The organism is Serratia sp. Ser99, from assembly GCF_024519545.1.
GTDB classification, from domain to species: domain Bacteria; phylum Pseudomonadota; class Gammaproteobacteria; order Enterobacterales; family Enterobacteriaceae; genus Serratia; species Serratia liquefaciens.
This window is the reverse complement of the sequence record NZ_JALJRT010000001.1, coordinates 676,720-703,632: the sequence shown is the minus strand read 5'-3', so window position 1 is coordinate 703,632 and position 26,913 is coordinate 676,720. Positions and strand designations below refer to the sequence as shown.

At 54.4% G+C, this 26,913-nt stretch carries 29 protein-coding genes; 11 read left to right on the top strand and 18 right to left on the bottom strand.

Annotated elements, in window-relative coordinates:
* Positions 1–5: 5 nt before the first annotated feature.
* On the top strand, positions 6–476 hold the full coding sequence (gene mntR / locus NR114_RS03375; protein ID WP_020826347.1) for a manganese-binding transcriptional regulator MntR: 471 nt from the start codon (positions 6–8) through the stop codon (positions 474–476).
* 147 nt (positions 477–623) lie between these two features.
* Here the strand turns inward: mntR and NR114_RS03370 are convergent, their stop codons facing one another.
* The 15 genes from NR114_RS03370 to yceD all read right to left on the bottom strand — a co-directional run bounded on the left by NR114_RS03370 (position 624) and on the right by yceD (position 13,654).
* Positions 624–1,133, bottom strand: coding sequence for a hypothetical protein (locus NR114_RS03370; protein ID WP_020826346.1), 510 nt, complete (start codon positions 1,131–1,133; stop codon positions 624–626).
* Positions 1,134–1,333: 200 nt separating this feature from the next.
* Positions 1,334–2,767, bottom strand: a complete 1,434-nt coding sequence (gene ptsG, locus NR114_RS03365; RefSeq protein ID WP_020826345.1) for a PTS glucose transporter subunit IIBC — start codon at positions 2,765–2,767, stop codon at positions 1,334–1,336.
* A 338-nt stretch (positions 2,768–3,105) separates the two neighbouring features.
* The gene (locus NR114_RS03360) at positions 3,106–3,882 is read right to left on the bottom strand and encodes a metal-dependent hydrolase (RefSeq protein ID WP_020826344.1); all 777 of its coding nucleotides are present in this window, start codon (positions 3,880–3,882) and stop codon (positions 3,106–3,108) included.
* A gap of 14 nt (positions 3,883–3,896) precedes the next feature.
* Positions 3,897–4,904, bottom strand: coding sequence for a DNA polymerase III subunit delta' (gene holB, locus NR114_RS03355; protein WP_234529683.1), 1,008 nt, complete (start codon positions 4,902–4,904; stop codon positions 3,897–3,899).
* Positions 4,904–5,539, bottom strand: a complete 636-nt coding sequence (gene tmk / locus NR114_RS03350; RefSeq protein ID WP_020826342.1) for a dTMP kinase — start codon at positions 5,537–5,539, stop codon at positions 4,904–4,906. Before tmk ends, holB begins: the two co-directional genes overlap by 1 nt.
* The gene (gene mltG / locus NR114_RS03345) at positions 5,529–6,554 is read right to left on the bottom strand and encodes an endolytic transglycosylase MltG (RefSeq protein WP_020826341.1); all 1,026 of its coding nucleotides are present in this window, start codon (positions 6,552–6,554) and stop codon (positions 5,529–5,531) included. Before mltG ends, tmk begins: the two co-directional genes overlap by 11 nt.
* A gap of 13 nt (positions 6,555–6,567) precedes the next feature.
* Positions 6,568–7,365: an aminodeoxychorismate lyase gene (gene pabC, locus NR114_RS03340; protein ID WP_197820536.1), complete on the bottom strand. Its 798-nt coding sequence runs from the start codon at positions 7,363–7,365 to the stop codon at positions 6,568–6,570.
* A 171-nt stretch (positions 7,366–7,536) separates the two neighbouring features.
* Positions 7,537–8,778, bottom strand: a complete 1,242-nt coding sequence (gene fabF, locus NR114_RS03335) for a beta-ketoacyl-ACP synthase II (RefSeq protein WP_041414447.1) — start codon at positions 8,776–8,778, stop codon at positions 7,537–7,539.
* An 81-nt stretch (positions 8,779–8,859) separates the two neighbouring features.
* On the bottom strand, positions 8,860–9,096 hold the full coding sequence (gene acpP / locus NR114_RS03330; protein WP_004719003.1) for an acyl carrier protein: 237 nt from the start codon (positions 9,094–9,096) through the stop codon (positions 8,860–8,862).
* 154 nt (positions 9,097–9,250) lie between these two features.
* Entirely contained in the window at positions 9,251–9,985 is a 735-nt protein-coding gene (gene fabG / locus NR114_RS03325; RefSeq protein ID WP_020826338.1) for a 3-oxoacyl-ACP reductase FabG, read from the bottom strand.
* Positions 9,986–9,996: 11 nt separating this feature from the next.
* Positions 9,997–10,926 carry an ACP S-malonyltransferase gene (gene fabD, locus NR114_RS03320; RefSeq protein WP_020826337.1) on the bottom strand — a complete coding sequence of 310 codons (930 nt, stop codon included), beginning with the start codon at positions 10,924–10,926 and terminating at the stop codon, positions 9,997–9,999.
* A 16-nt stretch (positions 10,927–10,942) separates the two neighbouring features.
* Positions 10,943–11,896, bottom strand: coding sequence for a beta-ketoacyl-ACP synthase III (locus NR114_RS03315; RefSeq protein WP_041414443.1), 954 nt, complete (start codon positions 11,894–11,896; stop codon positions 10,943–10,945).
* 6 nt (positions 11,897–11,902) lie between these two features.
* Entirely contained in the window at positions 11,903–12,937 is a 1,035-nt protein-coding gene (gene plsX, locus NR114_RS03310; RefSeq protein ID WP_071827011.1) for a phosphate acyltransferase PlsX, read from the bottom strand.
* Positions 12,938–12,948: 11 nt separating this feature from the next.
* Positions 12,949–13,116: a 50S ribosomal protein L32 gene (gene rpmF / locus NR114_RS03305; protein ID WP_004943042.1), complete on the bottom strand. Its 168-nt coding sequence runs from the start codon at positions 13,114–13,116 to the stop codon at positions 12,949–12,951.
* A 16-nt stretch (positions 13,117–13,132) separates the two neighbouring features.
* On the bottom strand, positions 13,133–13,654 hold the full coding sequence (yceD, locus tag NR114_RS03300; RefSeq protein ID WP_020826334.1) for a 23S rRNA accumulation protein YceD: 522 nt from the start codon (positions 13,652–13,654) through the stop codon (positions 13,133–13,135).
* A gap of 141 nt (positions 13,655–13,795) precedes the next feature.
* Here yceD and NR114_RS03295 point away from each other — a divergent pair, with 141 nt between their 5' ends.
* A complete protein-coding gene (locus NR114_RS03295; RefSeq protein ID WP_234530585.1) occupies positions 13,796–14,377 on the top strand; it encodes a nucleoside triphosphate pyrophosphatase in 582 nt (193 codons plus the stop codon).
* 11 nt (positions 14,378–14,388) lie between these two features.
* Here the strand turns inward: NR114_RS03295 and rluC are convergent, their stop codons facing one another.
* Positions 14,389–15,351 carry a 23S rRNA pseudouridine(955/2504/2580) synthase RluC gene (gene rluC, locus NR114_RS03290; RefSeq protein ID WP_020826332.1) on the bottom strand — a complete coding sequence of 321 codons (963 nt, stop codon included), beginning with the start codon at positions 15,349–15,351 and terminating at the stop codon, positions 14,389–14,391.
* A 552-nt stretch (positions 15,352–15,903) separates the two neighbouring features.
* Between rluC and rne the strand changes: the two genes are divergently transcribed.
* A complete protein-coding gene (gene rne / locus NR114_RS03285; RefSeq protein WP_256813993.1) occupies positions 15,904–19,326 on the top strand; it encodes a ribonuclease E in 3,423 nt (1,140 codons plus the stop codon).
* A gap of 60 nt (positions 19,327–19,386) precedes the next feature.
* Here rne and NR114_RS03280 read toward each other — a convergent pair whose 3' ends face one another.
* A complete protein-coding gene (locus NR114_RS03280) occupies positions 19,387–19,674 on the bottom strand; it encodes a putative quinol monooxygenase (RefSeq protein ID WP_020826330.1) in 288 nt (95 codons plus the stop codon).
* Positions 19,675–19,899: 225 nt separating this feature from the next.
* On the opposite strand from NR114_RS03280, the gene pyrC reads away from it, so the two are divergent.
* From pyrC to NR114_RS03240, 8 genes are all read left to right on the top strand, one after another.
* Positions 19,900–20,946 (top strand): dihydroorotase, encoded by a 1,047-nt coding sequence (gene pyrC, locus NR114_RS03275; protein WP_115059153.1) that lies wholly within the window; start codon positions 19,900–19,902, stop codon positions 20,944–20,946.
* Positions 20,947–21,026: 80 nt separating this feature from the next.
* Positions 21,027–21,266 (top strand): DNA damage-inducible protein I, encoded by a 240-nt coding sequence (dinI, locus tag NR114_RS03270; protein WP_020826328.1) that lies wholly within the window; start codon positions 21,027–21,029, stop codon positions 21,264–21,266.
* A gap of 137 nt (positions 21,267–21,403) precedes the next feature.
* Positions 21,404–21,682 (top strand): hypothetical protein, encoded by a 279-nt coding sequence (locus tag NR114_RS03265; protein ID WP_020826327.1) that lies wholly within the window; start codon positions 21,404–21,406, stop codon positions 21,680–21,682.
* Between the two features lie 199 nt (positions 21,683–21,881).
* The gene (bssS, locus tag NR114_RS03260) at positions 21,882–22,136 is read left to right on the top strand and encodes a biofilm formation regulator BssS (protein WP_020826326.1); all 255 of its coding nucleotides are present in this window, start codon (positions 21,882–21,884) and stop codon (positions 22,134–22,136) included.
* A gap of 143 nt (positions 22,137–22,279) precedes the next feature.
* Positions 22,280–23,395 carry an N-methyl-L-tryptophan oxidase gene (gene solA / locus NR114_RS03255; RefSeq protein ID WP_234530301.1) on the top strand — a complete coding sequence of 372 codons (1,116 nt, stop codon included), beginning with the start codon at positions 22,280–22,282 and terminating at the stop codon, positions 23,393–23,395.
* A gap of 225 nt (positions 23,396–23,620) precedes the next feature.
* On the top strand, positions 23,621–24,247 hold the full coding sequence (locus NR114_RS03250) for a LuxR C-terminal-related transcriptional regulator (protein ID WP_116690755.1): 627 nt from the start codon (positions 23,621–23,623) through the stop codon (positions 24,245–24,247).
* A 133-nt stretch (positions 24,248–24,380) separates the two neighbouring features.
* Entirely contained in the window at positions 24,381–24,497 is a 117-nt protein-coding gene (locus tag NR114_RS03245; protein WP_012006315.1) for a DUF2770 family protein, read from the top strand.
* Between the two features lie 4 nt (positions 24,498–24,501).
* Entirely contained in the window at positions 24,502–25,479 is a 978-nt protein-coding gene (locus NR114_RS03240; RefSeq protein WP_116690756.1) for a zinc-dependent alcohol dehydrogenase family protein, read from the top strand.
* On the opposite strand, the gene NR114_RS03235 is transcribed toward NR114_RS03240, so the two are convergent.
* Positions 25,466–26,518 (bottom strand): AI-2E family transporter, encoded by a 1,053-nt coding sequence (locus tag NR114_RS03235; protein WP_234530299.1) that lies wholly within the window; start codon positions 26,516–26,518, stop codon positions 25,466–25,468. The genes NR114_RS03240 and NR114_RS03235 overlap by 14 nt on opposite strands.
* Between the last annotated feature and the right edge of the window lie 395 nt (positions 26,519–26,913).

The window sequence follows — 26,913 nt, the reverse complement described above, 5'->3', positions numbered from 1 at the left end:
AGAATATGGCAACAAGCGCACCAGATGACGCCGACCGCCCCGTCGTGGCCGAAATGCCGGACGAGGCTGAACATGCCCTGCGCTTCACCCGCGCTCGTGAGGCGCAGTCCAATGCGCTGATTGAAGATTATGTCGAGCTGATAGCCGACCTGCTGGTCACCACCCGGGAAGCAAGAACCACCGATATCGCCAAACGTTTCGGTGTGTCGCACCCGACCGCGATCAAGAACATTGCCCGGCTGAAGAGTGCAGGTCTGGTGGAGTCACGGCCTTATCGAGGGGTTTTCCTGACGGAGGAAGGTGAGCAACTGGCGCAGAAGGTGCGCCGTCGTCATCGGATAGTCGTCGACCTGCTGGTGTGCCTTGGGGTACCGAACGAAACGGCGGAGTTGGACAGCGAAGGGATCGAGCACCATATTTCCAGCGACACCCTGGCGGTGTTTGAACAGTTCCTGCAAAAACACGCGGAAAAATAGCGCCTCCCGGTTGTTGCTGCCTCTTCAGGCTTAAAGAACCCTGGCTGCGCCGGCGGCTTGAGACACAATAGGTCTTTCACCCAGTGAGGAACCGCTGGGTGAAATACAGAGGCCGGAATACTCAACTTCTACATTTGAGCAGCAGTGCTAAGGGGAAGTCATTGCATACATGACTACCGAACCAAGGGCATTGTTTCTCTTCTCTACAAAGATCTCGTTATCGAACGCATAGTTACCCGCTGGATGACATATTCTTATATTCGTCCCCAGGTCCGGATCGTCAACATCGGCCCCAGAACAACTTTTCCTGCTGCCTTCAGCATAAGAGTAAGCCGCCGTGTAGGTCACGACCGGCCCTGGCAGCAGGTAGGTCATGGTGATTAATGCCATAGCAAAGACAAAGAACAAAACAATGCAGGCCCCGCCATAAAACTTGAGATAATCAATGTGCTTATTGCTTTTTACGGCGCCACGGCCAATAGCGTAAATTGAAATAAACAAAGCCAGTATCATCGCTGCAACAATCATATAGCGCGTTGTCGAGACACTGAGAAAAGTAATGCGGTAAACCTCTCTATGCCACCACATCACTCCATACACCAACCCTAAAAAAGCGATGGTCGCAGAAAAGAGAAAAGGATAAGAATACTTTTTCACGCTCCAAAATCCTTCTGGCAGATCACCTACTCATTGAAGTAAAACCATTATCTTTGTTGGCACTGCCACATGCAATCATCCCGACGTGGTTACACCACGTTGGTAGAAAATGGCCTTCAGAGATTCATTTAAAAGCCGACAGAAAACCAATAAAAAAGGGAGGCTTTCGCCTCCCTTAAAACTCCCCTGCCTGACCTGAATTAATGGTTACGGATGTATTCGTCCATATCCGTTTTCAGGTTGTCAGATTTGGTGCCAAAGATAGCCTGAACACCCGAGCCTGCGACGACAACGCCGGCAGCACCCAGTTTTTTCAAGCCAGCCTGGTCAACCTTGCTCACGTCCGCCACGCTAACGCGCAGTCGAGTGATACAGGCATCCAGGTTGGTGATGTTCTCTTTACCACCGAAAGCCTGAACCAGTGCAGCAGACATTTCAGAACCGCCCTGGGCAACCTGCTCAGAAGCCGTGTCTTCGCGACCTGGTGTTTTCAGATCCAATTTGGCAATCAGCACGCGGAAGATGGTGTAGTACACCAGACCGTAGATGATACCGACCACTGGGAACAGCCAGATTTTGCTGCTGTTACCGCTCAATACGATAAAGTCGATCAGACCGTGCGAGAAGCTGGTGCCGTCACGCATCCCCAACAGGATACAGATCGGGAACGCCAGGCCAGCCAGAATGGCGTGGATTGCGTACAGGATCGGCGCAACGAACATGAAGGAGAACTCGATCGGTTCGGTGATACCGGTCAGGAACGAGGTCAGCGCAGCGGAGATCATGATACCGCCGACTTTTGCGCGGTTTTCCGGCTTGGCCGAGTGCCAGATGGCAATCGCAGCAGCAGGCAGACCGTACATTTTGAACAGGAAGCCACCGGACAGTTTACCCGCAGTCGGGTCACCTGCCATATAACGTGGGATGTCGCCGTGGAATACCTGGCCCGCCGCGTTGGTGTATTCACCAATCTGCATCTGGAAAGGTACGTTCCAGATGTGGTGCAGACCAAACGGCACCAGCGCACGTTCAACCACGCCGTAGATACCAAATGCCACTACCGGGTTCTGATACGCAGCCCACTGGGAGAAGGTCTGAATAGCCGTACCGATAGGAGGCCAGATGAAGGACAGCACTACGCCCAGAACGATTGCCGCCAGGCCGGAGATAATCGGCACAAAGCGCTTACCGGCAAAGAAGCCCAGGTATTCCGGCAATTGAATGCGGAAGAAGCGGTTAAACATATAGGCCGCGATGGAGCCGGAGATAATCCCCCCGAGCACACCGGTATCCGCCAGGTGTTTGGCCGCGATCTCTTCAGCCGGCAGGTGCAGCACCAAAGGCGCTACTACCGCCATGGTTTTCACCATGATGCCGTAAGCCACTACTGCGGCTAACGCGGAGACACCGTCGTTATTGGTGAAGCCCAGGGCAACACCGATGGCGAAGATCAGCGGCATGTTGGCGAAAACGGAACCGCCGGCTTCCGCCATCACGTGGGAGACTACCGCAGGTAGCCAGCTAAAGTTGGCGGAACCGACGCCCAGCAGGATACCTGCGATAGGCAATACGGACACCGGCAGCATTAGCGACTTACCTACTTTTTGCAGGTTTGCAAATGCGTTCTTGAACATAGTTGAGTGTGCTCCTGAGTAATAGTGCTTTGCTACTTTCCGCGATTCTTCGCGTTGCAAGGGGGGGAGAAAAAACCCCTGCAATTCAGGGTGTCTGAGCACCCCTTGAATTTTTACGCAGAGTAAAATAAATAGGCTGCGCAATGTTTGATGGCAGTCACGTTTCAATGAACAAAACCGGGTATTTTTCTTAAATCGCCTATTTTTTGTCAAAAAAGAGGAAAAAACGCCCGCACCTCGCCCTAAAACGGGTGGGAACATTACCCGTTTCGGCGATTAATTACGAGCTTAAAAAAAATTCCAGAATCGATGACTACAGCTATAGCCTAGGCCAAAGATCAGAGTTCGATGTGAAATAAGCGTGAAAAGTTGGCGGTGGTGGCTTCGGCCAGCGTTTCCAGGCTCACGCCCTTCAATACCGCCATGTATTCAGCCACATCGCGCACGTAGGCAGGTTGGTTTTCTTTACCGCGGTGCGGCACCGGGGCCAGATACGGCGAGTCGGTTTCCACCAGAATGCGGTCCAGCGGCACATAACGCGCCACATCACGCAGCTGCTCGGCGTTGCGGAAGGTCAGGATGCCGGAAAAGGAAATGTAGAACCCCAAGTCCAACAGGGCTTCGGCCGTGGCGCGATCTTCGGTGAAGCAATGCAGTACGCCGCCACAGTCCTGGGCATTTTCTTCCCGCAAGATCGCCAGCGTGTCTTCACGCGCATCACGGGTATGCACAATCACCGGTTTGTTCAGATCGCGACCGATGCGGATATGCTCACGAAACGAGGCTTGCTGCAGTTCAAGATTGTCTTTTTGATAGAAATAATCCAGCCCGGTTTCCCCCAGCGCCACCACCTGCTCTGCCGCCGCTAAACGGCGCAGTTCCGCATAGTCGTAGCCGCCTTCCAGATTGAGCGGATGCACACCGCAGGAGAAAGCCACGTCGTCGCGTTGGCCAATCAACTGCGTCATGGCCTGATAGCCCGGCAAGGTGGTAGCGACCGCCAGCACGTAACCGACATCGCGCGCCTTGGCTTTAGCCAGTGCGTCATCCACGTTTTGGTGGAGGGTTTGGTAATCCAGGCCATCGAGGTGGCAATGAGAATCTACTAACAACATAATATTTAACTCTTTTACAGCGAATGAGGGTGAGAATAGCCGGTAGCGCCGAGCATCTGCTCCCAGCCAAGTAACTGTTCTGTCAGCAGCAGTTCACGGTTAACGCCGACCACGCTGAGCAACTGGTGGCGGCAATTAAGCCATTGTTGCACCACTTGCTGCAGCGAGTTGCTGCTCAAACGGCTAGCCAGTTGATGCACCAAGGGTTGCTGATCCTGGTTAAGGGCAAAACTCGCCGCCCCCTGCTGCCATTTCATGGCGTCGACCAGCAATGCGCATAACCAGTGTAGCCGCTCGGCGACGTCTTCGTGATTCAACACCGGCAGCAAGGACAGCATGTCATGCTGCGGCAAAGCGGCGCTCAGGGCGGTACACAGCGCGCTACGCTGCTGCCAACGTTCCGGCTGCAACAACTGCTCGGCGGCCAGAGGAGCGCCATCATGCAGACGCAATGCGGTCAGCAGATCGACCTGATTACCCGACGTCTGTCGGTTTAACCACTGCAGGCTGAGCTGTTCGTCCGGGCTGGCGAGGTGCCAGTACAAACAGCGGCTGCGCAACGTCGCCAACAGGCGGGAAGGCTCACGGCAGCTCAGCAGGAAATAGGTTTTTTCCGGCGGCTCTTCCAATGTTTTCAACAACGCATTGGCAGCAGCCTCGGTCAGCAGCTCCGCCTGCGGCAACCAAATCACCTTGGCTCCGCCCTGCTGAGCATGGGAGTAAAGGATCTCAATCACCTGACGAATGGGCTCCACGCCCAGACTGCTTTTGCCCTTTTCCGGCGTCAGCACATGATAATCCGGGTGATTGCCCGCCAGCATTAACCGGCAGCTATGGCATTCACCGCAGCTTTTCTCTCCGTTACGGCGCTGGCAAATCAGCCAACGGCTCAGCCCATAGGCCAGCGCTTCTTCGCCATTGCCCGCCGCCGCGTGCAGCAGCAAGGCATGATGACCGCGATCGGCAGCATATTGCCCGACCAACTGCCGGTAAGGGGTATTCAGCCACGGGTACCAGTTCATTACGCGCCTTCCTGCTGCAGCCATTGGCTGACGCTGTGACGAATCGCTGCCGTCACCTGCTCCAGCGATTGGGCCGCGTCAACGGTGACAATGGACTCGTCCTGCGCCGCCAGTTCCAGATAGCGCGCGCGGGTGCGTTCAAAGAACGGCAGCGCCTCTTGTTCGATGCGATCCAATTCGCCGCGTGCGCGGGCACGTTGCAACCCCACTAACGGCGGCAAATCCAGATACAGCGTCAGGTCCGGGTGAAAATCGCCCAGCACGGTGTCACGCAGCGAGGCCATCAGTTGCTGATCGACACCGCGACCGCCGCCCTGATAGGCCTGAGAAGACAAATCGTGACGATCGCCAACCACCCAGGCACCACGCGCCAACGCAGGTTTGATCACCGTTTCCACCAATTGCACGCGGGCTGCGTACAGCATCAGCACCTCGGCTTTGATGGTCGGCAGCTCACCGTCCACGCCGCGCTTGAACAGGTCGCGCAGCTTTTCTGCCAACGGCGTACCACCAGGTTCACGGGTAAAGACAATATCGTTGATGCCGTGCTGGCGCAGTACGTCAACCACGGTATCGCGAGCGGTAGTTTTGCCCGCGCCCTCAAGCCCTTCGATAACCACAAATTTACTTTTCATTCTTTTCCTTCAACGCCTGGCGATAGGCGCGCACCGCCTGATTATGGCTGGCCAGGTTAGTGGTAAATTGATGCCCGCCTTTGCCGTCGGCAACAAAGTACAGATAAGGGGTTTTCGCCGGATTGGCGGCGGCGGCCAGCGAAGCCTTGCCAGGCATGGCAATCGGCGTTGGCGGCAGGCCGTTGATCACATAGGTGTTGTACGCCGTCGGCGTTTCCAAATCTTTGCGGGTGATATCGCCATTATAGCTATCGCCCATGCCGTAAATCACCGTTGGGTCGGTCTGCAAACGCATACCAATGCGCAGGCGGTTAATAAAGACGGAAGCCACCTTGGTGCGTTCTTCCGGCACGGCGGTCTCTTTCTCAATGATCGAGGCCATGGTCAGCAGCTCTTCGGGCGTTTTGTATGGCAGGCTGGTGTCGCGACCTTGCCAGGCATCTTCCAGCGCCTTGGTCATTCGCAAATGAGCTCGCTTTAACAACGCAATGTCGCTCATGCCCGCCGTGTACAGGTAGGTATCGGGGTACAGGCGTCCTTCAGGATTAGTCCCCTCCGGCAAGCCCAACGCCACGGCAATTTCCGTTTCGCTTTTGCCCGCCAGCGTATGTTTGAGGTATTTGGACTGTTGCAGCACCGCCAGCCAGTCACGCAGGCGAGAGCCTTCGATAAAGCGCGCGCTGAACTGGGCTTCTTTGCCGCTGGCCAGCAGTTTGAGCATCTCGCGCACCGTCATGCCAGGCGTAAAGCGGTAGGTACCGGCCTTAAACTCCGCCAGTTGCGGCTCCACACGCAGCAGCCACGGGAACCACATGCCGTTGCGGATCAGCTTGTCACGAACCAGCAGCCCTTCCAGCGCTACCCGCCCGGTACCCGCCGGCAGTTTAAAAATGGCTTCCTGCTGGATCGCCAGAGGCGTATCCGCGAAGCGTTCAACCTTCTGATATCCCCACAACAGCAGGCCCAATACCAGAACAACAATAATAGAAACGAACTTCAGCTTTCTTTTCTTCATCAATCAGCCATCGTTAACAGTGTGGGCGCAAAAAATCATAGAGTTGGCGCGAAGAGTAATGCCAGGATTGCGCGATGTTCACCGGCAGCAATGGCATTAGCGCATTGCTCACCAGCACTTCTTCGGCGTCGGCCAGCGTCTCCAGTGGCTCACTGACGTAATGTAATGAGTACCGGCTGCCCGCGAGCAGCTCAATCACCCGGCGACGCATCAGTCCTGCCACGCCCGCCTGGCTCAGATCCGGCGTGAAGACCGCTTTTCCCTTTCGCCAGAACAAATTAGCCGCACAGCATTCCACCAGCATACCGGCAGTGTCAAGCACCAGCGCCTCGTCGGCGGCCGTCTGGTCAAGATGCGCGCGGATCAACACCTGCTCCAAACGATTCAGGTGTTTCAACCCCGCCAGCAGCGGATGACGAGCCAGCGTTACCTGGCTAAGCGCCAGGCTGATGCCCTGCTCGCGCCATTGCAAATAGTGCATCGGATAGGCGCTGCGAGAAACAATCCGCGTGGGATGCTCACATCCTTTTGGACTGTAACCTCGCCCACCGCTGCCGCGCGTCAGTATCGCTTTGACCACGCCCTGCGGGATAGATTCTGCCGCGCGCACCATTTCATATTCCAACGCATCCCAGTCACAGGCAGGCAGCATCAGCCGCTGTGCCGACTGCTGCAGACGTTCGATATGCCAGGGCAGCAGATCAATCTTGCCCTCAACCACTCGTGCGGTAGTGAAACAGCCGTCGCCAAACTGCAAGCCGCGATCGCTTGGCGCCAGCGCATCGTGTTGCTGCCCGTTTATCCAGTACATAGACTTCCCCTGACCGCTTTGGTTTCCACTACAGAATAACAGGCGCCGACGCCATTAGCAGCAGTTGGCCGTTCGACAAAAGCATCGCCTAGCCGGGCCCCGGCGGGTCAGCGCCATAAAAAAAGCCCGGTTTAAAAAACCGGGCTCTTTACCGTCCGCCAGCAGAGGTTATTACACCTTGCGGAAGATCAGAGAACCGTTGGTGCCGCCGAAACCGAAGGAGTTACACAGCGTGTACTGCATATCGCTTACCTGGCGTGCTTCGTGCGGAACGAAGTCCAGATCGCAGCCTTCATCCGGGTTATCCAGGTTGATGGTTGGCGGAACAGCCTGGTCACGCAATGCCAGTACGGTGAAGATCGACTCAATCGCACCCGCCGCACCCAACAGGTGGCCGGTCATCGATTTGGTCGAGCTGACCATCACGCGCTGCGCATCGCTGCCAAATACCGACTTCACCGCCTGCGTTTCGGCTTTGTCGCCGGCCGGCGTTGAGGTGCCGTGCGCATTGATATAGCCGATTTGTGACGTGGTCACACCGGCATCTAGCAACGCATTTTCCATCGCCAGCGCAGCGCCCGCACCGTTTTCCGGTGGAGACGTCATGTGATAAGCATCGCTGCTCATCCCAAAGCCGACAACTTCAGCATAAATCTTGGCGCCGCGTTTTTTGGCGTGCTCGTACTCTTCCAGCACCATCATGCCGGCACCGTCACCCAGAACAAAACCGTCACGGTCCTTGTCCCAAGGGCGGCTGGCTGCCTGCGGATCTTCGTTGCGGGTCGACAACGCGCGTGCTGCGCCAAAGCCGCCGACGCCCAACGGGGTACTGGCTTTTTCTGCCCCACCGGCCAGCATAACGTCAGCATCATTATAAGCAATGATACGCGCGGCGTGGCCGATGTTGTGCACACCTGAGGTACAGGCGGTGGCGATCGAAATGCTCGGGCCACGCATGCCGTACATGATAGTCAGGTGGCCTGCAATCATGTTTACTATGGTTGACGGCACAAAGAACGGACTGATTTTCCGTGGGCCACCGTTAACCAGTGAACTGTGGTTCTCTTCAATCAAACCCAGGCCGCCAATACCGGAGCCGATAGCGGCACCAATGCGGCTGGCGTTAGCCTCGGTGATATCCAGTTGTGCGTCCTGCATGGCTTGCATGCCGGCTGCGATACCGTACTGGATGAAGGCGTCCATCTTGCGCGCATCTTTGCGGGAGATGAAATCTTCTGAATTAAAATTCTTTACCAGGCCTGCAAACTTGGTCGCATAGGCAGAGGTATCGAAATGGTCGATCAGGCTGATGCCACTCTGACCGGCAAGAAGAGCGTTCCATGTGGACTCTACCGTATTGCCGACAGGAGACAACATGCCCAGTCCGGTCACAACTACTCGACGCTTAGACACGTTTGTCCTCCAAGGAGGGAAAATATGACACTAGGGATAGAAAAAACTTAGGCGGTCGAGTGACCGCCTAGATATGTTCTCTTACTGCTGGCTGGCGTTGATGAAATCAATAGCTGCCTGAACAGTAGTGATTTTCTCAGCTTCTTCGTCTGGAATCTCGGTGTCGAACTCTTCTTCCAGAGCCATTACCAGCTCAACGGTGTCAAGAGAATCAGCACCCAGATCTTCAACGAAAGAAGCGTTATTTAAAACTTCTTCCTGTTTAACACCCAACTGCTCAACAATGATTTTCTTAACGCGTTCTTCGATAGTGCTCATACTCTTAAATTTCCTATCAAAACTCGCTTTCGCGATGGTTTTCGTAGTGTATAAAATGTTGAAAAAGATGCAACTAAATCCCGGCTGGTCAAACCACGATTTTACGCTATTTTGCGGTTTTTACCCCAAATAACGCAAATAGTTTTCGCATTTTTTAAATCATGTACATGCCGCCATTGACATGTAACGTTTCACCGGTGATGTAGCCAGCCTCATCAGAGGCTAAAAATGCAACAGCGCTGGCGATTTCTTTAGCATCCCCCAGCCGATTGGCTGGAACTGATGACAAAATGCCTGCGCGTTGATCATCTGTCAACGCCCGTGTCATGTCCGTCTCAATAAAGCCAGGTGCCACGACGTTGACCGTAATGCCACGCGAAGCAACTTCACGTGCCAAAGACTTACTAAAGCCAATCAGACCGGCTTTAGCCGCCGCGTAATTAGCCTGCCCTGCGTTCCCCATGGTACCGACAACGGAACCGATGGTGATGATCCGGCCAAACCGCTTTTTCATCATAGCTCGCATTACCGCTTTTGACAGACGGAATACGGAAGTCAGATTGGTGTTCAGGATATCCTGCCACTCGTCGTCCTTCATACGCATCAGGAGGTTATCACGCGTAATGCCGGCATTATTCACTAAAATGTCGATTTCGCCAAATTCAGCACGAATAGATGCCAGAACGCTGTCGATAGATTGAGCATCGACCACGTTCAATGCAAACCCTTTGCCGTTCGCGCCCAGGTAGCTGCTGATAGCCTCAGCGCCGCTTTCACTGGTGGCGGTGCCGATCACTTTGGCGCCGCGTGCCACAAACGTTTCTGCAATAGCCCGGCCAATACCCCGGCTCGCGCCGGTGACCAGAACAACTTTACCTTCGAAGCTCATTGTTTTCCTCTTTATTGTTCAAGCGCCGCTGTCAGGCTGGCTGCGTCATTCACCGCCGCCGCCGTCAGGGTATCAACAATACGTTTAGTCAGACCGGTCAGAACCTTGCCCGGACCAACCTCTAGCAGCGACGTAACGCCCTGTGCTGCCATAAACTCAACGCTCTCGGTCCAACGTACCGGGCTGTACAACTGACGCACCAGCGCGCTGCGGATCGCTTCTGGATCGCTTTCAGCACGCACGTCGACGTTATTTACCACCGGCACCTGCGGTGCGCTGAAGGTGATGTCCTGCAACGCCACGGCCAGTTTGTCTGCAGCCGGCTTCATCAGTGCACAGTGCGAAGGCACGCTCACCGGCAACGGCAGCGCACGCTTGGCGCCAGCCGCTTTACAGGCTGCGCCTGCACGTTCAACCGCTTCTTTATTGCCGGCGATCACCACCTGGCCCGGGGAATTGAAGTTCACCGGGGAAACAACCTGGCCTTGGGCAGACTCTTCACAAGCCTTGGCGATAGCCGCGTTGTCCAGACCAATGATGGCGGACATCGCGCCAGTGCCTTCCGGCACCGCTTCCTGCATCAGTTTGCCGCGCAGCTCAACCAGGCGGATTGCCGCCTGGAAATCCAGCACGCCCGCACAAACCAGCGCCGAGTATTCACCCAGGCTGTGGCCGGCCATGATGGCAGGCATTTTGCCGCCCTGCTGCTGCCAAACGCGGAAAATCGCCACTGAGGCGGCCAGCAATGCCGGCTGCGTCTGCCAGGTTTTGTTCAGTTCTTCCGCCGGCCCTTGCTGCACCAGTTGCCACAGGTCGTAACCCAGAACGGAAGAGGCTTCGCTGAAAGTCGCTTCAACGATCGGATATTGAGCGGCCAAATCGGCCAGCATGCCCAGGGACTGTGAGCCCTGGCCTGGGAAAACAAAAGCAAATTGCGTCATTTTTTCTTCCTGTTAATCAGAAACGAACCAGCGCCGAGCCCCAGGTAAAGCCGCCGCCGAAGGCTTCCAGCAGCACCAGTTGGCCGCGCTGGATCCGCCCATCGCGCACCGCTTCATCGAGCGCTGCGGGGACCGAGGCGGCAGAGGTGTTACCGTGACGATCAAGCGTCACCACCACTTTATCCATCCCCATACCCAGTTTTTTTGCCGTTGCGCTGATAATGCGCAGGTTGGCCTGGTGCGGCACCAGCCAATCCAGCTGGCTGCGGTCCAGATCATTGGCCTGCAGCGTTTCGTCAACGATGTGAGCCAGTTCGGTAACCGCAACCTTGAAGACTTCATTGCCTGCCATGGTGACATAGGCCGGCTTTTCCTGATCCTGACGATCCTTGAATGGCAACGTCAGCAGGCCGCCGTAAGTGCCGTCCGCATGCAGGTGAGTCGACAGAATTCCCGGCTCTTCAGAAGCGCCCAGCACCACTGCGCCAGCGCCATCACCAAACAGGATGATGGTACCGCGATCGTCAGGATCCAGCGTGCGAGAAAGCACGTCTGCACCAATCACCAGCGCACGCTTCACCGCACCGTTCTTGACGTACTGATCGGCAACGCTCAACGCGTAGGTGAAACCGGCGCAGGCTGCAGCCAGATCGAAAGCCGCACAATCTTTAATCCCGAGCATCTGCTGCACCTGGCAGGCAGAACTTGGGAATGCGTGGCTCGAAGTGGTGGTCGCCACAACGATCAGCCCGATATCTTCTTTAGCCACACCTGCCATTTCCAGCGCTTTTTCAGCAGCATGGAAGCCCATCGTCGCCACGGTTTCATCAGCGGCGGCAATGCGGCGTTCACGGATACCGGTGCGAGTGACGATCCACTCGTCAGAGGTATCCACCATTTTTTCAAGGTCAGCGTTGGTGCGCACTTGTACGGGTAAATAACTCCCCGTACCGAGAATCTTTGTATACATGTACGATCAGTCACTCTTAGGTAATACAGCTTCAAGGCGCGCAGCAATCCTGTCAGGGACTTGCCGCTGCACCGCCTGCACAGCCTGTTCGATTGCAACTGCAAACGCGTGCGGGTTCGCAGCGCCGTGGCTCTTGATTACGGTGCTGCGCAATCCTAACAGACATGCGCCATTATACTGGTCGGGGTTCAGGTGGCCGAACCGCTTTACCACCCGTTTTTGCAACCAACGGCCCAACAATTTTAACCACCACGCCTGCTTGCCACCGTCTCCGGATGATTTCAGCAGCGATAAAAATACTCTTACCACCCCTTCCATGGTTTTCAGGGTGACGTTACCCACAAAGCCGTCGCAGACCATCACATCGGTTTTCCCGGTGAGAAGATCGTTGCCTTCCAGGTAACCAATATAGTTGATTGCCGGAGTATTTTTTAGCACGGCGGCCGCTTCGCGGATATTATCCAGACCTTTGGTTTCTTCTTCACCAATATTCAGCAGCGCCACGCGTGGTTGCGCAATCCCCACCACCTCTTCGGCCATCACCGCACCCATCACCGCAAACTGCACCAGCATGGTGCTGTCGCATTCGACGTTGGCGCCCAGATCCAGCACCACGGTTTTACCGCCCAGCTGATTCGGGATCACCGTCATCAGCGCCGGACGTTCAATACCGTCCAACGGCTTAATCAGCATCTTCGCCAACCCCATCAGCGCACCGGTATTACCCGCGCTGACACAGCCCTGTGCATCACCGTTTTTGGTCAGTTCCAGCGCAATGCGCATGGAAGTGCCACGGCTGGCACGAATCGCTTGTGAGGGTTTGGCGTCGCCGGCAATCACAGATTCAGCGGGCACGACTTGCAAACGTTCCAGAAGAACCGGATCGGCTTTGGCAAGTAAAGGAGAGAGGGTGTCGGGATTGCCGACCAGCAGAAGATGAAGCTGTAAATTAGAGGCCAGTGCCTGCAATGAAGCAGGCACTGTGACGCAGGGACCGAAGTCCCCGCCCATTGCATCTAACGCCAGGGTTAGACGAGTCAAGGTACCGCTACTTAGCCGATAACCTTGCGACCGCGGTAGAAACCGTCGGCAGTGATGTGGTGACGACGATGAGTTTCACCAGAAGTCGCATCAACAGACAAAGTGGTGGTGGTCAGAGCATCGTGTGAACGACGCATGCCACGTTTGGAACGGGTTGGTTTATTTTGTTGTACGGCCATGGACCTTACTCCTTAATTACTTACGCTTTAAACTGGCTAATACGGCAAATGGGTTTGGTTTCTCCGCCTCTGGAGGCAGTTTGCCAAAGACCATGTCCGCTTCGGACACTTCACAGTGTTCAGATTCATGTACCGGGACGACAGGCAGTGAAAGAATAATTTCGTCTTCAATCATTGCCAGCAGATCAACTTCGCCAAACTCATCGACTTCGATCGGCTCGTACGCCCCCGGTAATGCCTCAGCCTGCTCATCATTGACGACCGGGCTAAAACAATATGTTGTGTGAACATGGTGTTCGAACGGGACTCCGCAGCGTTGGCACATCAGCATTACCTGGACGTCCGCATGCCCTGTTATCACCGCGAGGCGCTGGTTATCAATATCGAAAGATAACGAGACCTCAACATCACTGTCCACACTGACCACAGAGGCAGCAACACGTGTAACCTGCTCAGGCGCATAGGAACCAACATAGTCCAGGCGTTTCTGAGCGGTACGTACCGCATCAATGGTCAAGGGTAATTTTACCTTTTGCATAGGGCGCGCATATTAACTTTGTAACGACTTAGAGTCAAAGAAAAAGGCCGTAAAACGGCACCTTTCACCAATATTCGCTTCCTCAGCGGCGGACAGTTTAAAATGACCTCTCCATTTACGCTATGGTTTACGAAAAAAATTATGCAGAGACTACTCCTCGCCTCCACCTCGACCTACCGCAAGATGCTGTTGGAAAAACTGCATCTGCCTTTTACCTGTGACGCGCCGCAGGTCGATGAAACCCCGCTGGCCGGGGAAACTGCCGAAGCGCTGGTCTTACGGCTGGCGACGGCGAAAGCCCAGGCATTGACCATCGCCTATCCTGACCATTTGATTATCGGTTCCGACCAGGTCTGCGTGATCGACGGTAAAATAACCGGGAAACCGCATACCGAAGAGAACGCCTGCGCCCAATTGCGCCAGGCCAGCGGCCAAAGGGTGACGTTTTATACCGGTCTGGCGCTGTACAACAGCCGCAGCCATCACCTGCAGGCGCTTTGCGAGCCCTTCCATGTGCATTTCCGTGCGCTGAGCGACGCAGAAATCAGCGCTTATGTGCGCCTTGAACAGCCGCTCAACTGTGCGGGTAGTTTTAAAAGTGAAGGTCTGGGTATTGCGTTGTTCGATAAACTGGAGGGGCGAGATCCGAATGGGTTGATCGGTCTGCCGCTGATAGCCCTGCTGGAGATGCTGCGGGCTGAAGGCATCAACCCGCTGGTATAAAATACTTTTACTTACTGGCCTTTGGCCTGCTTGCGCAATACCTGCAGGCAGTGGCGCAACTCCTGGTCCATCGGCGCTTCGATACGCATGGTTTCGCCAGTGCCCGGGTGTTCGAACCGCAGTGCCGCGGCATGCAAGAACAGGCGTTTGAGCCCGGTACCGGCCAACTGGCGATCGAATTCGCGATCGCCATAGCGGTCATCGAAGGCTATCGGGTGCCCTGCGTGCAAGGTGTGAACGCGGATCTGGTGGGTGCGCCCGGTAATCGGGCTCGCCTTGACCAGCGTGGCATGCTCAAAGCGCTCCTCTACCTTGAAGCGGGTTTCCGACGGTTTACCTTCGCTATTGACGCGCACGATACGTTCGCCGCTTTGCAGAATGTTTTTCAGCAACGGTGCCTGCACGGCCTTGCAATGCGACTGCCATTGGCCACGTACCAGCGCCAGATAATCCTTCTGCATGCCTTTCAGCCGCAATTGCTCATGCAGCGAACGCAGTGCAGAACGTTTTTTCGCCACCAGCAACACGCCGGAAGTATCGCGATCCAGCCGGTGCACCAGCTCCAGGAAACGGGCTTCCGGGCGCAGCGCGCGCAGGCCCTCAATCACGCCAAAGCTCAAGCCGCTGCCACCGTGCACCGCGGTGCCTGAAGGCTTGTTCAGCAGCAGCAAATGATCGTCTTCATACAAAATGCAATCGGCCAGTGCCGCCACTTTGTCCAGCTTGGCGGAAACCGGCGCGTCTTCACGTTCGGCAACGCGGACCGGCGGTACTCGCACCACGTCACCAGCCGCCAGCTTGTATTCAGCCTTGATGCGTCCTTTATTAACCCGTACCTCGCCTTTGCGTACGATGCGGTAAATCATGCTCTTCGGCACGCCTTTCAGGCGAGCAAGCAGAAAGTTGTCGATTCGCTGACCGGCTTCGTCGTCAGAAATCGTGATTAATTGTACTGCGGGAATGTTCGTTTTCATGGAGCGGGATTCTAAATAGAGCGCGTAAATAGCGCCACTTCTTTTTCTGTGCTTAACTGTCTCTCTGACTGCAGGATAAACCCTGACGGACAATAAGGCAGCAAGCCGGTTTGAACGTTTGCGATTTCTTCCGCAGTTAAGGAAAAGTCACCTTGCTATAACAGTATCAGCAGTGGAATAATGCATTTACTTTCCACGTTGATTCTCGTTAAACAGGGAAAACGGTGGAATTATAAAATTTGTCTGATGGCACAAAAACGCAGCAATGGCGTAAGACGTAATGTGAAATCAAACAATTAGCGGGCTGCGGGTTGCAGCTTGGCCGGCAAATGGAATCAGATCTGTCGACGTAAATCAGAGGCTATTCCCCTAGTAAAAGTGCTGTTTTTCACAAAGAAATACAGGCTTACCGAGATAATGCGCCCCTATGCAGGCGACAACCGTGAGGTTGACGGCTTTGCGAGAAGACACGGGGTTTTCGGTTTTAATCCGGCCATGAGGTTATTTTGCCCGCAGCTTTGTCGATAATGTAAAAATAACGAGTAAGTTAAGATGAAAAGAATGTTGATTAACGCAACTCAGCAGGAAGAGTTGCGTGTTGCCCTCGTAGATGGACAGCGGCTGTATGATTTGGATATTGAAAGTCCGGGTCATGAACAGAAAAAAGCGAATATTTACAAAGGCAAAATCACTCGTATAGAACCAAGTCTTGAAGCAGCGTTCGTAGATTACGGCGCCGAACGACATGGTTTCCTCCCTCTTAAAGAAATCGCTCGCGAATACTTCCCAAGTAACTACTCCTCTCATGGTCGCCCGAACATCAAAGATGTGCTGCGCGAAGGCCAGGAAGTGATCGTTCAGGTTGATAAAGAAGAACGTGGCAACAAAGGCGCCGCCTTGACCACCTTCATCAGCCTGGCCGGCAGTTATTTGGTTCTGATGCCGAACAACCCACGTGCCGGTGGTATTTCACGCCGCATCGAAGGTGATGACCGCACTGAATTGAAAGAAGCGCTTTCTTCTCTGCAACTCCCGGATGGCATGGGCCTGATTGTTCGTACCGCAGGCGTTGGCAAATCGGCCGATGCATTGCAGTGGGATCTCTCTTTCCGCCTGAAGCACTGGGAAGCGATTAAAAAAGCCGCTGAAGGCCGCGCTGCGCCCTTCCTGATCCATCAGGAAAGCAACGTCATCGTACGTGCATTCCGCGACTATCTGCGCCCGGACATCGGCGAAATCCTGATCGACAATCCAAAAGTTCTCGATCTGGCCAAAGAGCACATCGCTGCCCTGGGCCGTCCGGATTTCAGCAGCAAAATCAAACTGTACAGCGGTGAAATCCCTCTGTTCAGCCACTACCAAATCGAATCTCAAATCGAATCCGCCTTCCAGCGTGAAGTTCGCCTGCCTTCCGGCGGTTCGATCGTTATCGACTCTACCGAAGCGCTCACCGCTATCGACATCAACTCCGCGCGTGCAACCCGCGGCGGCGATATCGAAGAAACTGCGTTCAACACCAACCTGGAAGCGGCAGACGAGATCGCTCGCCAGCTGCGCCTGCGTGACCTCGGCGGTCTGATCGTTATCGACTTTATCGATATGACCCCGGTTCGCCACCAGCGTGAAGTTGAAAACCGCCTGCGCGATGCCGTGCGTCAAGACCGCGCGCGTATCCAGATCGGTCGCATTTCCCGTTTCGGTCTGCTTGAGATGTCGCGTCAGCGCCTCAGCCCGTCACTGGGTGAATCCAGCCATCACGTTTGCCCGCGCTGTAACGGCACCGGCACCATCCGTGATAACGAATCTCTGGCGCTTTCCATTCTTCGTTTGATCGAAGAAGAAGCGCTGAAAGAAAACACCAAAGAAGTTCACGCTATCGTGCCAGTTCAGGTGGCTTCTTACCTGCTGAACGAAAAACGTGAATCGGTGAGCGCGATCGAGAAACGTCAGGGTGGCGTGAAAGCGATCATCGTGCCGAACGATCAGATGCAAACCCCACACTACTCTGTGCTGCGCGTACGTAAGGGTGAAGAAACACCAACCCTGAGCTACCTGTTGCCGAAACTGCACGAAGAAGAGATGGCTCAGCCGTTGGAAGATGCGCCGATGGAGCGCAAACGCCCGGAACAGCCGGCTCTGGCCTCGTTCTCGCTGGCCGCCGATGCACCACCACCGGCTGAAGAAGCCGTTGCTACTCAGCCCGCCGTTGCGGCAACAGCAACCAAACAAGCTGCACCAGCCGCTGCCAAGCCTGGTCTGTTGGGCCGTCTGTTTGGTGGTCTGAAAGCGCTGTTTACCGGTGAAGAACAGCCGGTTGTCGAAGCCAAACCTGTGGTTGAAGCGCCTAAGACCGAAAGCAACGGTGAAAACCGTCGCCAGGATCGTCGCGGTCAACGCCGTCAGGGTACCGGTCGTAAAGACCGTGGTGAGCGCGGTGAACGTAGCGATCGTCCAGAACGTGGTGAACGCAAAGAGCGCGGTGAAGGCCGTGATAACCGCGATCGTGATAATCGTGAGCCGCGTGAAAATCGCGAACCGCGCGATAACCGCGAAGGCCGTGAAACACGTGAAGTGCGTGACGAGCAGCGCCGCAACCGTCGCAATGCGCAGCAAACCACTGCCACGGTTACCGATGAGCCGCAGTCTGAAGAAGCCGCCAAGGCACAGCGTGAAGAGCAGCAACAGCGCCGTGAGCAGCGCGCCGAACGCCAACGCCGTCGTCAGGAAGAAAAGCGTCAGGCTCAGCAAGAAGTGGCCGCACTGGAAAGTACAGAAGCTGCCACTGCCACGACCGCCAGCGATGAAGATCACGAAGAACGTCAGATGCAGAACATGCAGCGTCGTCAACGTCGTCCTCTGTCGCAGAAGGTTCGTGTGCTGTCCGCGGAAGAAGAGCTGCATCGCGCAGCGGAAGAGCTGCTGGCACCTAAAACGCCGGTAGCGAAAGCTCAGGACGCGAAACCTGCTCAGGCCGAAGACAGCGTTAAACTGCTGCCGGAAACCGTTGAAGCGCAGGCCGAAGACGATGCTCAGGGTGACAACCGCGCTAATGGCGAAAACGGCATGCCACGCCGCTCACGTCGTTCACCGCGCCACCTGCGCGTTAGCGGTCAGCGTCGTCGTCGTTACCGTGACGAGCGTTACCCAACTCAGTCGCCAATGCCACTGGCGGGGGCTTTTGCCTCACCAGAAATGGCGTCAGGCAAGGTCTGGGTGAGTTACCCTGTCACACAAGCTACGCAAGTGGTTGATGAAGCTGAAGTTCAGGCTGAAGCTAGCCAAATCGCTGCCGACAACGTCATGGCACCAGAAGCCGTCAGCGTGGCCGCTCCGGTGGTTGCCGCGGTCGCAGAGCAGGAAATCGCCCCGGTTAACCAGCAGGAAGCTGTGGCAGATACGGTTGAAACAGTTGTTGAAGAAGCCCAACCGGTTGTTGAAACCGCCGAGCCAATCATCGCTGCTCAGGCTGAAGACACTCCGGTAGCAGCTGAAACACCAGCAGTTGAAGAAACTGCAGTGGTTGAAGCAGCCGTTGTGGCCGAAGAAACCCCAGCCGTTGAAGCGGCACCAGCGGTTGAAACTGCTCCTGAGGTTGAAGAAACCCCAGTGGCAGAATCAACACCGGTATTGGTGGTGGAAGAAACGGCAACCGTGGCAGAAGTCGTCACCGAGCCTGCTGCACCTGTCGTTGAAACTGCCCCGGTTCAGGAAACTGTAGCTCCGGCCGTTGTTGAAAAACAAGCGCCGGCAGTGCAACAGCAACCCGCACCGGTACAGGCTAGTACGCTGTACAAGCATATCGCTACGGCGCCAATGACCAAGGCCCCTGCTCCGGACTATGTGCCTGAGCAGCAGCAACACAGCGATTGGCAGCGTCCTTCCTTCGCCTTCGAAGGTAAAGGCTCAGCCGGTGGCCATGCGGCGGTAAATCAAGCTACCGCACCGGCAACCAAACCGCAGCCGGTTAACGAATAAGGTAATCTGCTTCGATAAAAAAACCCGCCTGATGGCGGGTTTTTTATTGCCGAAATAAACTCAGGCAATTTTTTTCAATTGTTTGATATCCAGCAAATCCAGCTTGCCGTCAATGCTGGCGACAAACCGCTTAAAATGCTCGGTGGCGTTGTGTTTCTCCAGCGCCTCCGCGCTTGCCCAGCGTTCAAAGAACACGAAAGTTCCTGGCTTCTCGAGATCGCGGTGCAGGTCATATTGCAGGTTGCCCAATTCCTGACGGCTTGGATCGATAATCTCATGCACCGCATCGCTGACGGCCGAAACAAACTCGGGTTTAGCCTGCAGGGTGGCAATAACTCGCACTTCCATTTTATTCTCCCATTCCAATGTGATTAATGTTGATAACCCGAGAGTTTTGACTCGGGGATCATTAGAATCCTTGTCACTATGCACCCGATAACCAATTGATTTCAACTTGCCGTGAACAAAGAGATGCATCGCAGGCACTTTCCGCTTATCCTTATGCCCCGGCGTGAATAAGCCCCATTATTCGCTTTTACTTAGACCCGAATCTAACCGCCGGAGCCTTGTAACATGACCGCACAGCCTCAAGCCCTGAAAATCCGCCGCCCTGACGACTGGCATATCCATTTGCGTGACGACGATATGCTGAAAACGGTTTTGCCCTATACCAGTCAGGTATTTGGCCGGGCGATTGTGATGCCCAACCTGGCTCCGCCAATTACTACCGTAGAAGCCGCCCGAGCGTATCGCGATCGCATTCTGGCAGCCGTCCCTCAGGGGCACAACTTTACCCCGCTGATGACCTGCTACCTGACCAATTCACTGGCCGCGGCAGAACTGGTTAATGGGTTTGAGCAAGGCGTTTTCACTGCGGCTAAGCTCTACCCTGCCAATGCCACGACCAACTCCAGCCATGGCGTCAGCGATGTGAAGGCCATCTACCCGCTGTTTGAGCAAATGCAAAAAATCGGCATGCCGCTGCTGATTCACGGTGAAGTGACCGATGCCGCCGTCGACATTTTCGATCGCGAGGCTCGCTTTATTGACCAGGTTATGGAGCCGATTCGCCGCCAGTTCCCAGAGTTGAAAATAGTCTTCGAGCACATCACTACTAAAGAAGCGGCGCAGTACGTGCAAGAAGGCAATCGATTCCTTGGCGCGACTATCACCCCGCAGCATCTGATGTTTAACCGTAACCACATGCTGGTGGGTGGCATTCGTCCGCACCTGTTCTGCCTGCCGATCCTCAAGCGTAATATTCACCAGGATGCGCTGCGCAAAGCCGTTGCCAGCGGTTCGGATCGTTTCTTCCTCGGTACCGACTCCGCCCCTCATGCCAAACACCGTAAGGAATCGAGCTGCGGTTGTGCAGGCGTATTCAACGCGCCTAACGCTATTCCGGCCTATGCCAGCGTGTTCGAAGAACTGGGCGCATTAGAGCACCTGGAAGCTTTCTGTTCCCTGAACGGGCCAGGCTTCTATGGTCTGCCGGTCAATGCCGACTTCATCGAACTGCAGCGCGTGCCAACCACTCAAGCAGAAGAGATCGCCATGGGCAGCGAAACGGTGGTGCCCTTCCTGGCCGGAGAGACACTGAAGTGGTCAGTGAAAGCATAATCTTCTTTTTTTAACGCAGCCTATTGCCCCCACGCGCAGTTAACTGTATAAATATCCAGTAAATCGCTTCGGGGGCAATTATGCGTGTTGAAGTCACTATAGATAAAACCAAACCGCTACCGGCAGGCGCCATTGAAGCGCTGACCGGCGAGCTGGGCAAACGGGTAAACCGCCAATTTCCAGATGCTGTGGTTCAGGTGCGTTATGCCGGTTCCAACGGGCTCTCAGTACTGGGCGGCCTGAAAACAGATAAAGACCTGATCGAGGAAATTCTCCAGGAAACCTGGGAAAGTGCCGACGATTGGTTTAGCGCAGAATAATACTGCAAGGTAGTTTTTTGCCGGGGGTCGCTCTCCGGCTTTTTTGTATTTGAAGCCCGGCAACGCGCGGTTAAATTTCTGCTGGAAGAAAAGCCTTATCTGGTCTGTACTGAATGCTTTAACAGGAGATCTTTGACATGGCCCCGGACAAGGTTAAAACCGAAGAAACGATGACCTTTGGCGAACTGCTGGCGCTGATTGCCGATCAAAAACGCCGGCTGAGCGTACTTGAAGTGGCATTTTCCTACCTGGCCTTTGGTTTGGATGACAAAGCCAATCAACTATTGATTCACAGCCTGAAGCTGGAGTCGCAGAATCAAAATCGTGATGCGGAAACGCAGAATCACTTTGCCCATCTGGCCGCAGAACTGGAAAAACGGTTACATGCCGCCCCGCCCCCTCCTGCTGTTGAATGACGGCGACGTCCCCATGCTGTATGTATTCTCAAGGCGTGCTGGAGAATAATCACTCAAATAAATATTTATTTTACAAAATAAGCAGGGAAAAGCTCCACCCGCGAAACCAGATGCGTATACTGTAAAGGCTCACATGATGATGGGCCGCATTGATCCTCGTTAGTCACTCACGGTAGTTACTACTCAATAAGGGGTCTTTATGGACAGAAATGATGAAGTAATTCAGACGCACCCGCTTGTTGGTTGGGATATCAGTACTGTCGACGTTTATGACGCCATGATGATACGCCTTCATTACCTGTCTTCACTAGACCAGACGCCCGAAGACGCCCAAGTAGACAGAACGCTTTGGCTCACCACAGATGTCGCACGTCAATTAATCAATATCTTAGAAGCCGGCATCGCCAAGATTGAAGCAACGGATTACCAGGACCTTGATCGTAGAAAACACTAATTCACCGCACCAAAAAACCTAAGGCGCCAGCGATTTTCTCTGGCGCCTTTTTCTTTGCCGACAGGCAGCGCAACGGGTGCATTGCGGCGCTCAACCTTTTATCATAACGAAATAAGAAACGTATAACAGAGAGGTTACGGCACGTGGAATATGACTTAATTGTTGTGGGCAGCGGTTCGGTAGGTGCGGCGGCAGGCTACTATGCGACTCAAGCCGGCTTGAAAGTGTTAATGATAGACAGCGCCATGCCTCCACACCGTAACGGCAGCCACCACGGTGACACCCGCATCATCCGCCATGCCTATGGCGAAGGCGAAAAATATGTCCCGCTCATTCTCCGCGCCCAGGCCTTATGGAATGCGTTGATAAAACAAACCGGCGAAGAACTGTTTCAGGACTGCGGCGTGCTGAATATGGGTCCGGAGCCGTCTGAATTCATCCACAATGCGCAAAACAGCGCGAAGAAATTCCGCCTTAACACACAATTTCTGAGCGCAGAACAGATTAACCAACGCTGGCCGGAATTCAATGCACCGGAAGGTTACGTCGGCGTGTTTGAACCTGATGCCGGGTTCCTGCGTTCTGAAAAGGCGGTTGCCAGCCTGATCAAGCTTGCCAAAGAAGCCGGTTGCAGCCAGCTGTTCAATTGTCCGGTCACGGGGGTGCAACCTGTCGAGGGCGGTGTCGAAGTGGTCACCTCCGAAGGCCGCTTTCAGGGCCGTAAGGCCGTGGTCACCACCGGTACCTGGGTCAAGGCTTTGCTGCCGCAATTGCCGATTTCGCCGCTGCGCAAAGTATTTTCCTGGCATCAGGCCGACGGCCGCTACAGCATAAACAACCGTTTCCCGGCGTTCACCGTCGAAGCGCAAGACGGCAGCCATTATTACGGCTTCCCTGCCGATAACGACGGGCTGAAAATCGGCAAGCACGATGGCGGGCAACCGATGGAAACGCCGGATCAGCGCAAGCCCTTTGGCAGTTTCACCAGTGACGGAACCGAGGTTTTCCACTTCCTGCGTCAATTCTTGCCGGGTGTAGGGGTATGTTTACACGGTGAAGCATGCAGCTATGATATGAGTCCGGATGAAGATTTCATTATTGATACCCTGCCGGACTGCGATCGCTTGATGGTTATCAGCGGCCTGAGCGGCCACGGCTTCAAATTTGCCAGCGTGCTAGGCGAGATTGCCGCCCTGTTTGCCGAGGACAAAACCTTACCGATAGATATCTCTGCCTTTACGCTCAAACGCTTTAAATAACCCTCCTCAATGGACACAACCGCCCCCGTCAACACGTTCGGAGGCGGTTATGCCCCGCAGTTACACACTGAATTTAGCGTATCAATTTGAAATATAGTGGGAATAATATTTCAACGGAAATTTCTGGCGCAAGTATCCGGATTTCCGAATTGATCCCCCGTGGTGTAAGTTCTATTTTACAGCTGATATGCCCCTGGTAATTTCTCGCTCAACAAGGACGTCACCATGAAACTGCTTGTCGTGGACGAATGCTGCTTCACCCGGGTCGGTATCGATAACTATTTTACGGACAATGTTTTCAGCCAGGTAAAATGTTGCCACAGCCTGGAACAAGCAACTCCGCTGCTGGATCACTACCGCCCAAGCCATATCCTGGTCAACCTTACCAAACACTGTCGTTACAGTGAGGATGATGCTCAATTGCAGGCTTTTATCGAGGCCACCCCATCCGCGCTGTTGTTTATTTATCTGGACACGCCGTACCCATACAGCGAAACACCGATGCGCATCGCTGACCACGCTTTTCTGTTCAACAAAGCCACATTACCCGTCACCCTGCGTATGATGCGTGAAAAACCGGTCTCACTGATGGATTGCAGCGTGGAACACTCTCTGTTCAGCCCGCAGGAGCTGACGGTGATGAAACACTGGATGGCGGAAATGCCCAATTACCGCATCGCAAAAAAGCTGCAAATCAGCTCGCACACCGTTTATGTGCACAAACGCCACATCACAGAGAAAATCAACGCCCGTAATCGGCTCGAATTTTATTCGCTGTATAACGTGCTGCGTTATTTTTATCCGCCGAGCGTTCCCGTCAACGCTATGTCACCTTCGTTGATGGCGGTATAACCGAAGCCTGCCGCAAAGCAGGCTGTTTTCACACGAAGATTCCCCCCGATACCCGACTTTGCCTTCTCGGCAGTATTAACGCTGGCTGCAAAAATACTATAATCAGCCCGTCCTTATCTTTTGGCTGCTGAGAATGCTAAACAAAATACTGTCGGCGATCGTCAACAACGTCCGCGAACATCTGGTGCTGTATATCTGCCTGTGGCTGGTGCTGTTGGCGCTGGACGTCTATTTCTTCTTTATGCCTTAGCCCCATGCCGCAGACTTTTCCCCGTTTGCGCTTTTGCCAATTCGGTTCACCGGACCAGGTGATTGCCCTTGAAGATGCCGTCATTCCGGCACCACAGCCCAATCAACAGCTAGTGCAGATGCGCTACGCACCGATAAATCCATCCGATTTGATTCCCATCTATGGACAGTATGCACACCGTACCCTCCTGCCTCAGGTTCCTGGCTACGAAGGGGTTGGGGTCGCGGTTGATCCTCGCGGTCAATCTACCAACAGGCGCGTGCTGACAGTCATGGGCGATGGCAGTTGGCAAAGCTTTGTCACTATCGATAGCGCCAAAGCCATTTGGGTACCGGACGACATCGACGACGCCACTGCGGCACAAATCTACATTAATCCACTGACCTGCTGGGTATTGCTGACACAATGGTTGCAGCTAAACGCGGGGGACATCCTGATGATTAACGGCGGCGGTTCGGCGATCGGCCTGCTGTTTTGTCAGTTGGCGGCTTTGCGCGGTATCAGATTGGTGGTTGTGGTGCGTAATCCCACCCATCGCCAGGCGCTGCTGAATGCCGGTGCCTGGCGGGTTGTAGAAGGACAATTACTGCAGCAATATCGTTTGCAACAGCTCACGGGCCATGCGGCGCGTGCCGCGATCGACTGCGTCGGCGGTGAAGATGGCTTGCATCTGGCACTTTCGGTCAGCGTGAACGGCGATTTTGTCGCCCTGGGGTTGCTCGGCAACCGGCAGGTGGACTGGCAGTATATTTCTCGCCAACTCCGGCTTCGCACTTCCCTGTTTCACCTGCGTAAATGGAACGCACAGGCAACTGCGGTGCAGTGGCAGGCGGCATTCCAACAGCTGTTCAATCTGGTGAGACGCGGCCAATTGGTGTTGCAAAGCCCGGCGGCTATTTATCCGTTGCGGCATTATAAACTGGCACTGCAACACGCCGCCGACAGCAAAACCCAGGGGAAAGTCTTCTTTACTCCGGAGTAACCGGTTTGCCTGGCTGACCATCGCCGAGAATAACCGCCAATTTATGTCCCCCTTCGGTGGTCTCCAGGGCAATGCGGGTAATAATGGTCAGCGGCACCGACAGTAACATCCCTACCGGCCCCATCAGCCAGCCCCAGAAGATCAACGACAGGAAAACCACCAGCGTCGATAACCCAAGTCCTCGCCCCATGACACGCGGCTCCAGCATATTGCCAATCACCAGATTGATCGCGATAAAACCTGCGGCTACCACCAGCGCATCACCAAAGCCGTTAAATAGCAGCGCCTGGATCAGTGGCGGAACCGCGGCGATCACCGAGCCGATGTTGGGAATATAATTCAGCAAAAATGCCAGCAGCCCCCAAATAAAGGCAAAGCGCACATCGACCGCAGCCAAAAATCCCCAGACGATGACGCCGGTTGCCAGACTGATCGCCGTTTTGATCACCAGATAACGCGTGACCCCGTCTAACGCACGCCGAATATTGGCGATGCCTTCGCTAGGTTTATCCAGCGCCTGCTGCAGTTTGTAAGGCAACAGCTGCACTTCAAACAGCATAAATACCACAGTCATCAGCAGCAGGAAAATATTGGTCATGGCCTCCGAGAAACGGCTTAACAGGCGGGTGATCAAATTCATCGCCGAGCTGGGGTCAACATACTGCAGCATCGCTTCGGGGGATATGGTGATGTTGAGGCGATCGGCGTAATGCTGCAGCTCACTCAGTTTTTCCATCATCATACCGCGGTACTGGGGGAGCGAACGGGCAAATTCGTTCAGCGATGCGCCCAATATGCCGATGAACAACATCAACGCCACCACGACCAGCACCACCAGTAAAGTCACACCGAGCACGCGCGGTATACGCCAGCGTTCTAGCTGCGTTACCAGCGGATTCAGTACCATAGCGAGAAACACAGCCAGTAAGAATGGCACCACGATATCCGCAGCCGCTTTGACGCCGGCGAGAATAATGACCAACATTGCCAGCAAGATAGCCAGGCGCAGGCTGCGATCGGTCAACAGGGTTCGACCCATGACATTTCCTTTGTGTTAATGGTGTGACCCTGCGGGCCATCCGATGTGTCTTATGTTAGCAAACTCTGTTGTCCTGCCGCAGAGGTATTGCTGTATGAATAAACGTCCCACTTTTGCAGAACATTGACTGGAAATAATCGACAAACTTGACTAGCGATTTATTCGCCAGAACAATCCACGCTATTTACGTAAAATGACAAAAGCTGACAATAATAAATAAAACCATTATTTTTCAATCAATAACAATCCAACAATACACAATCACAATTATTACCTTCAACGATTTCACTGATTAACCTGACGCTATCTCAGCCAAATTCACTGATTAATATTTTAAAGAAGTAACATAGTTAAATTTATTATTGATTTTATGTTTCTTAAAGTTTAATTATTGC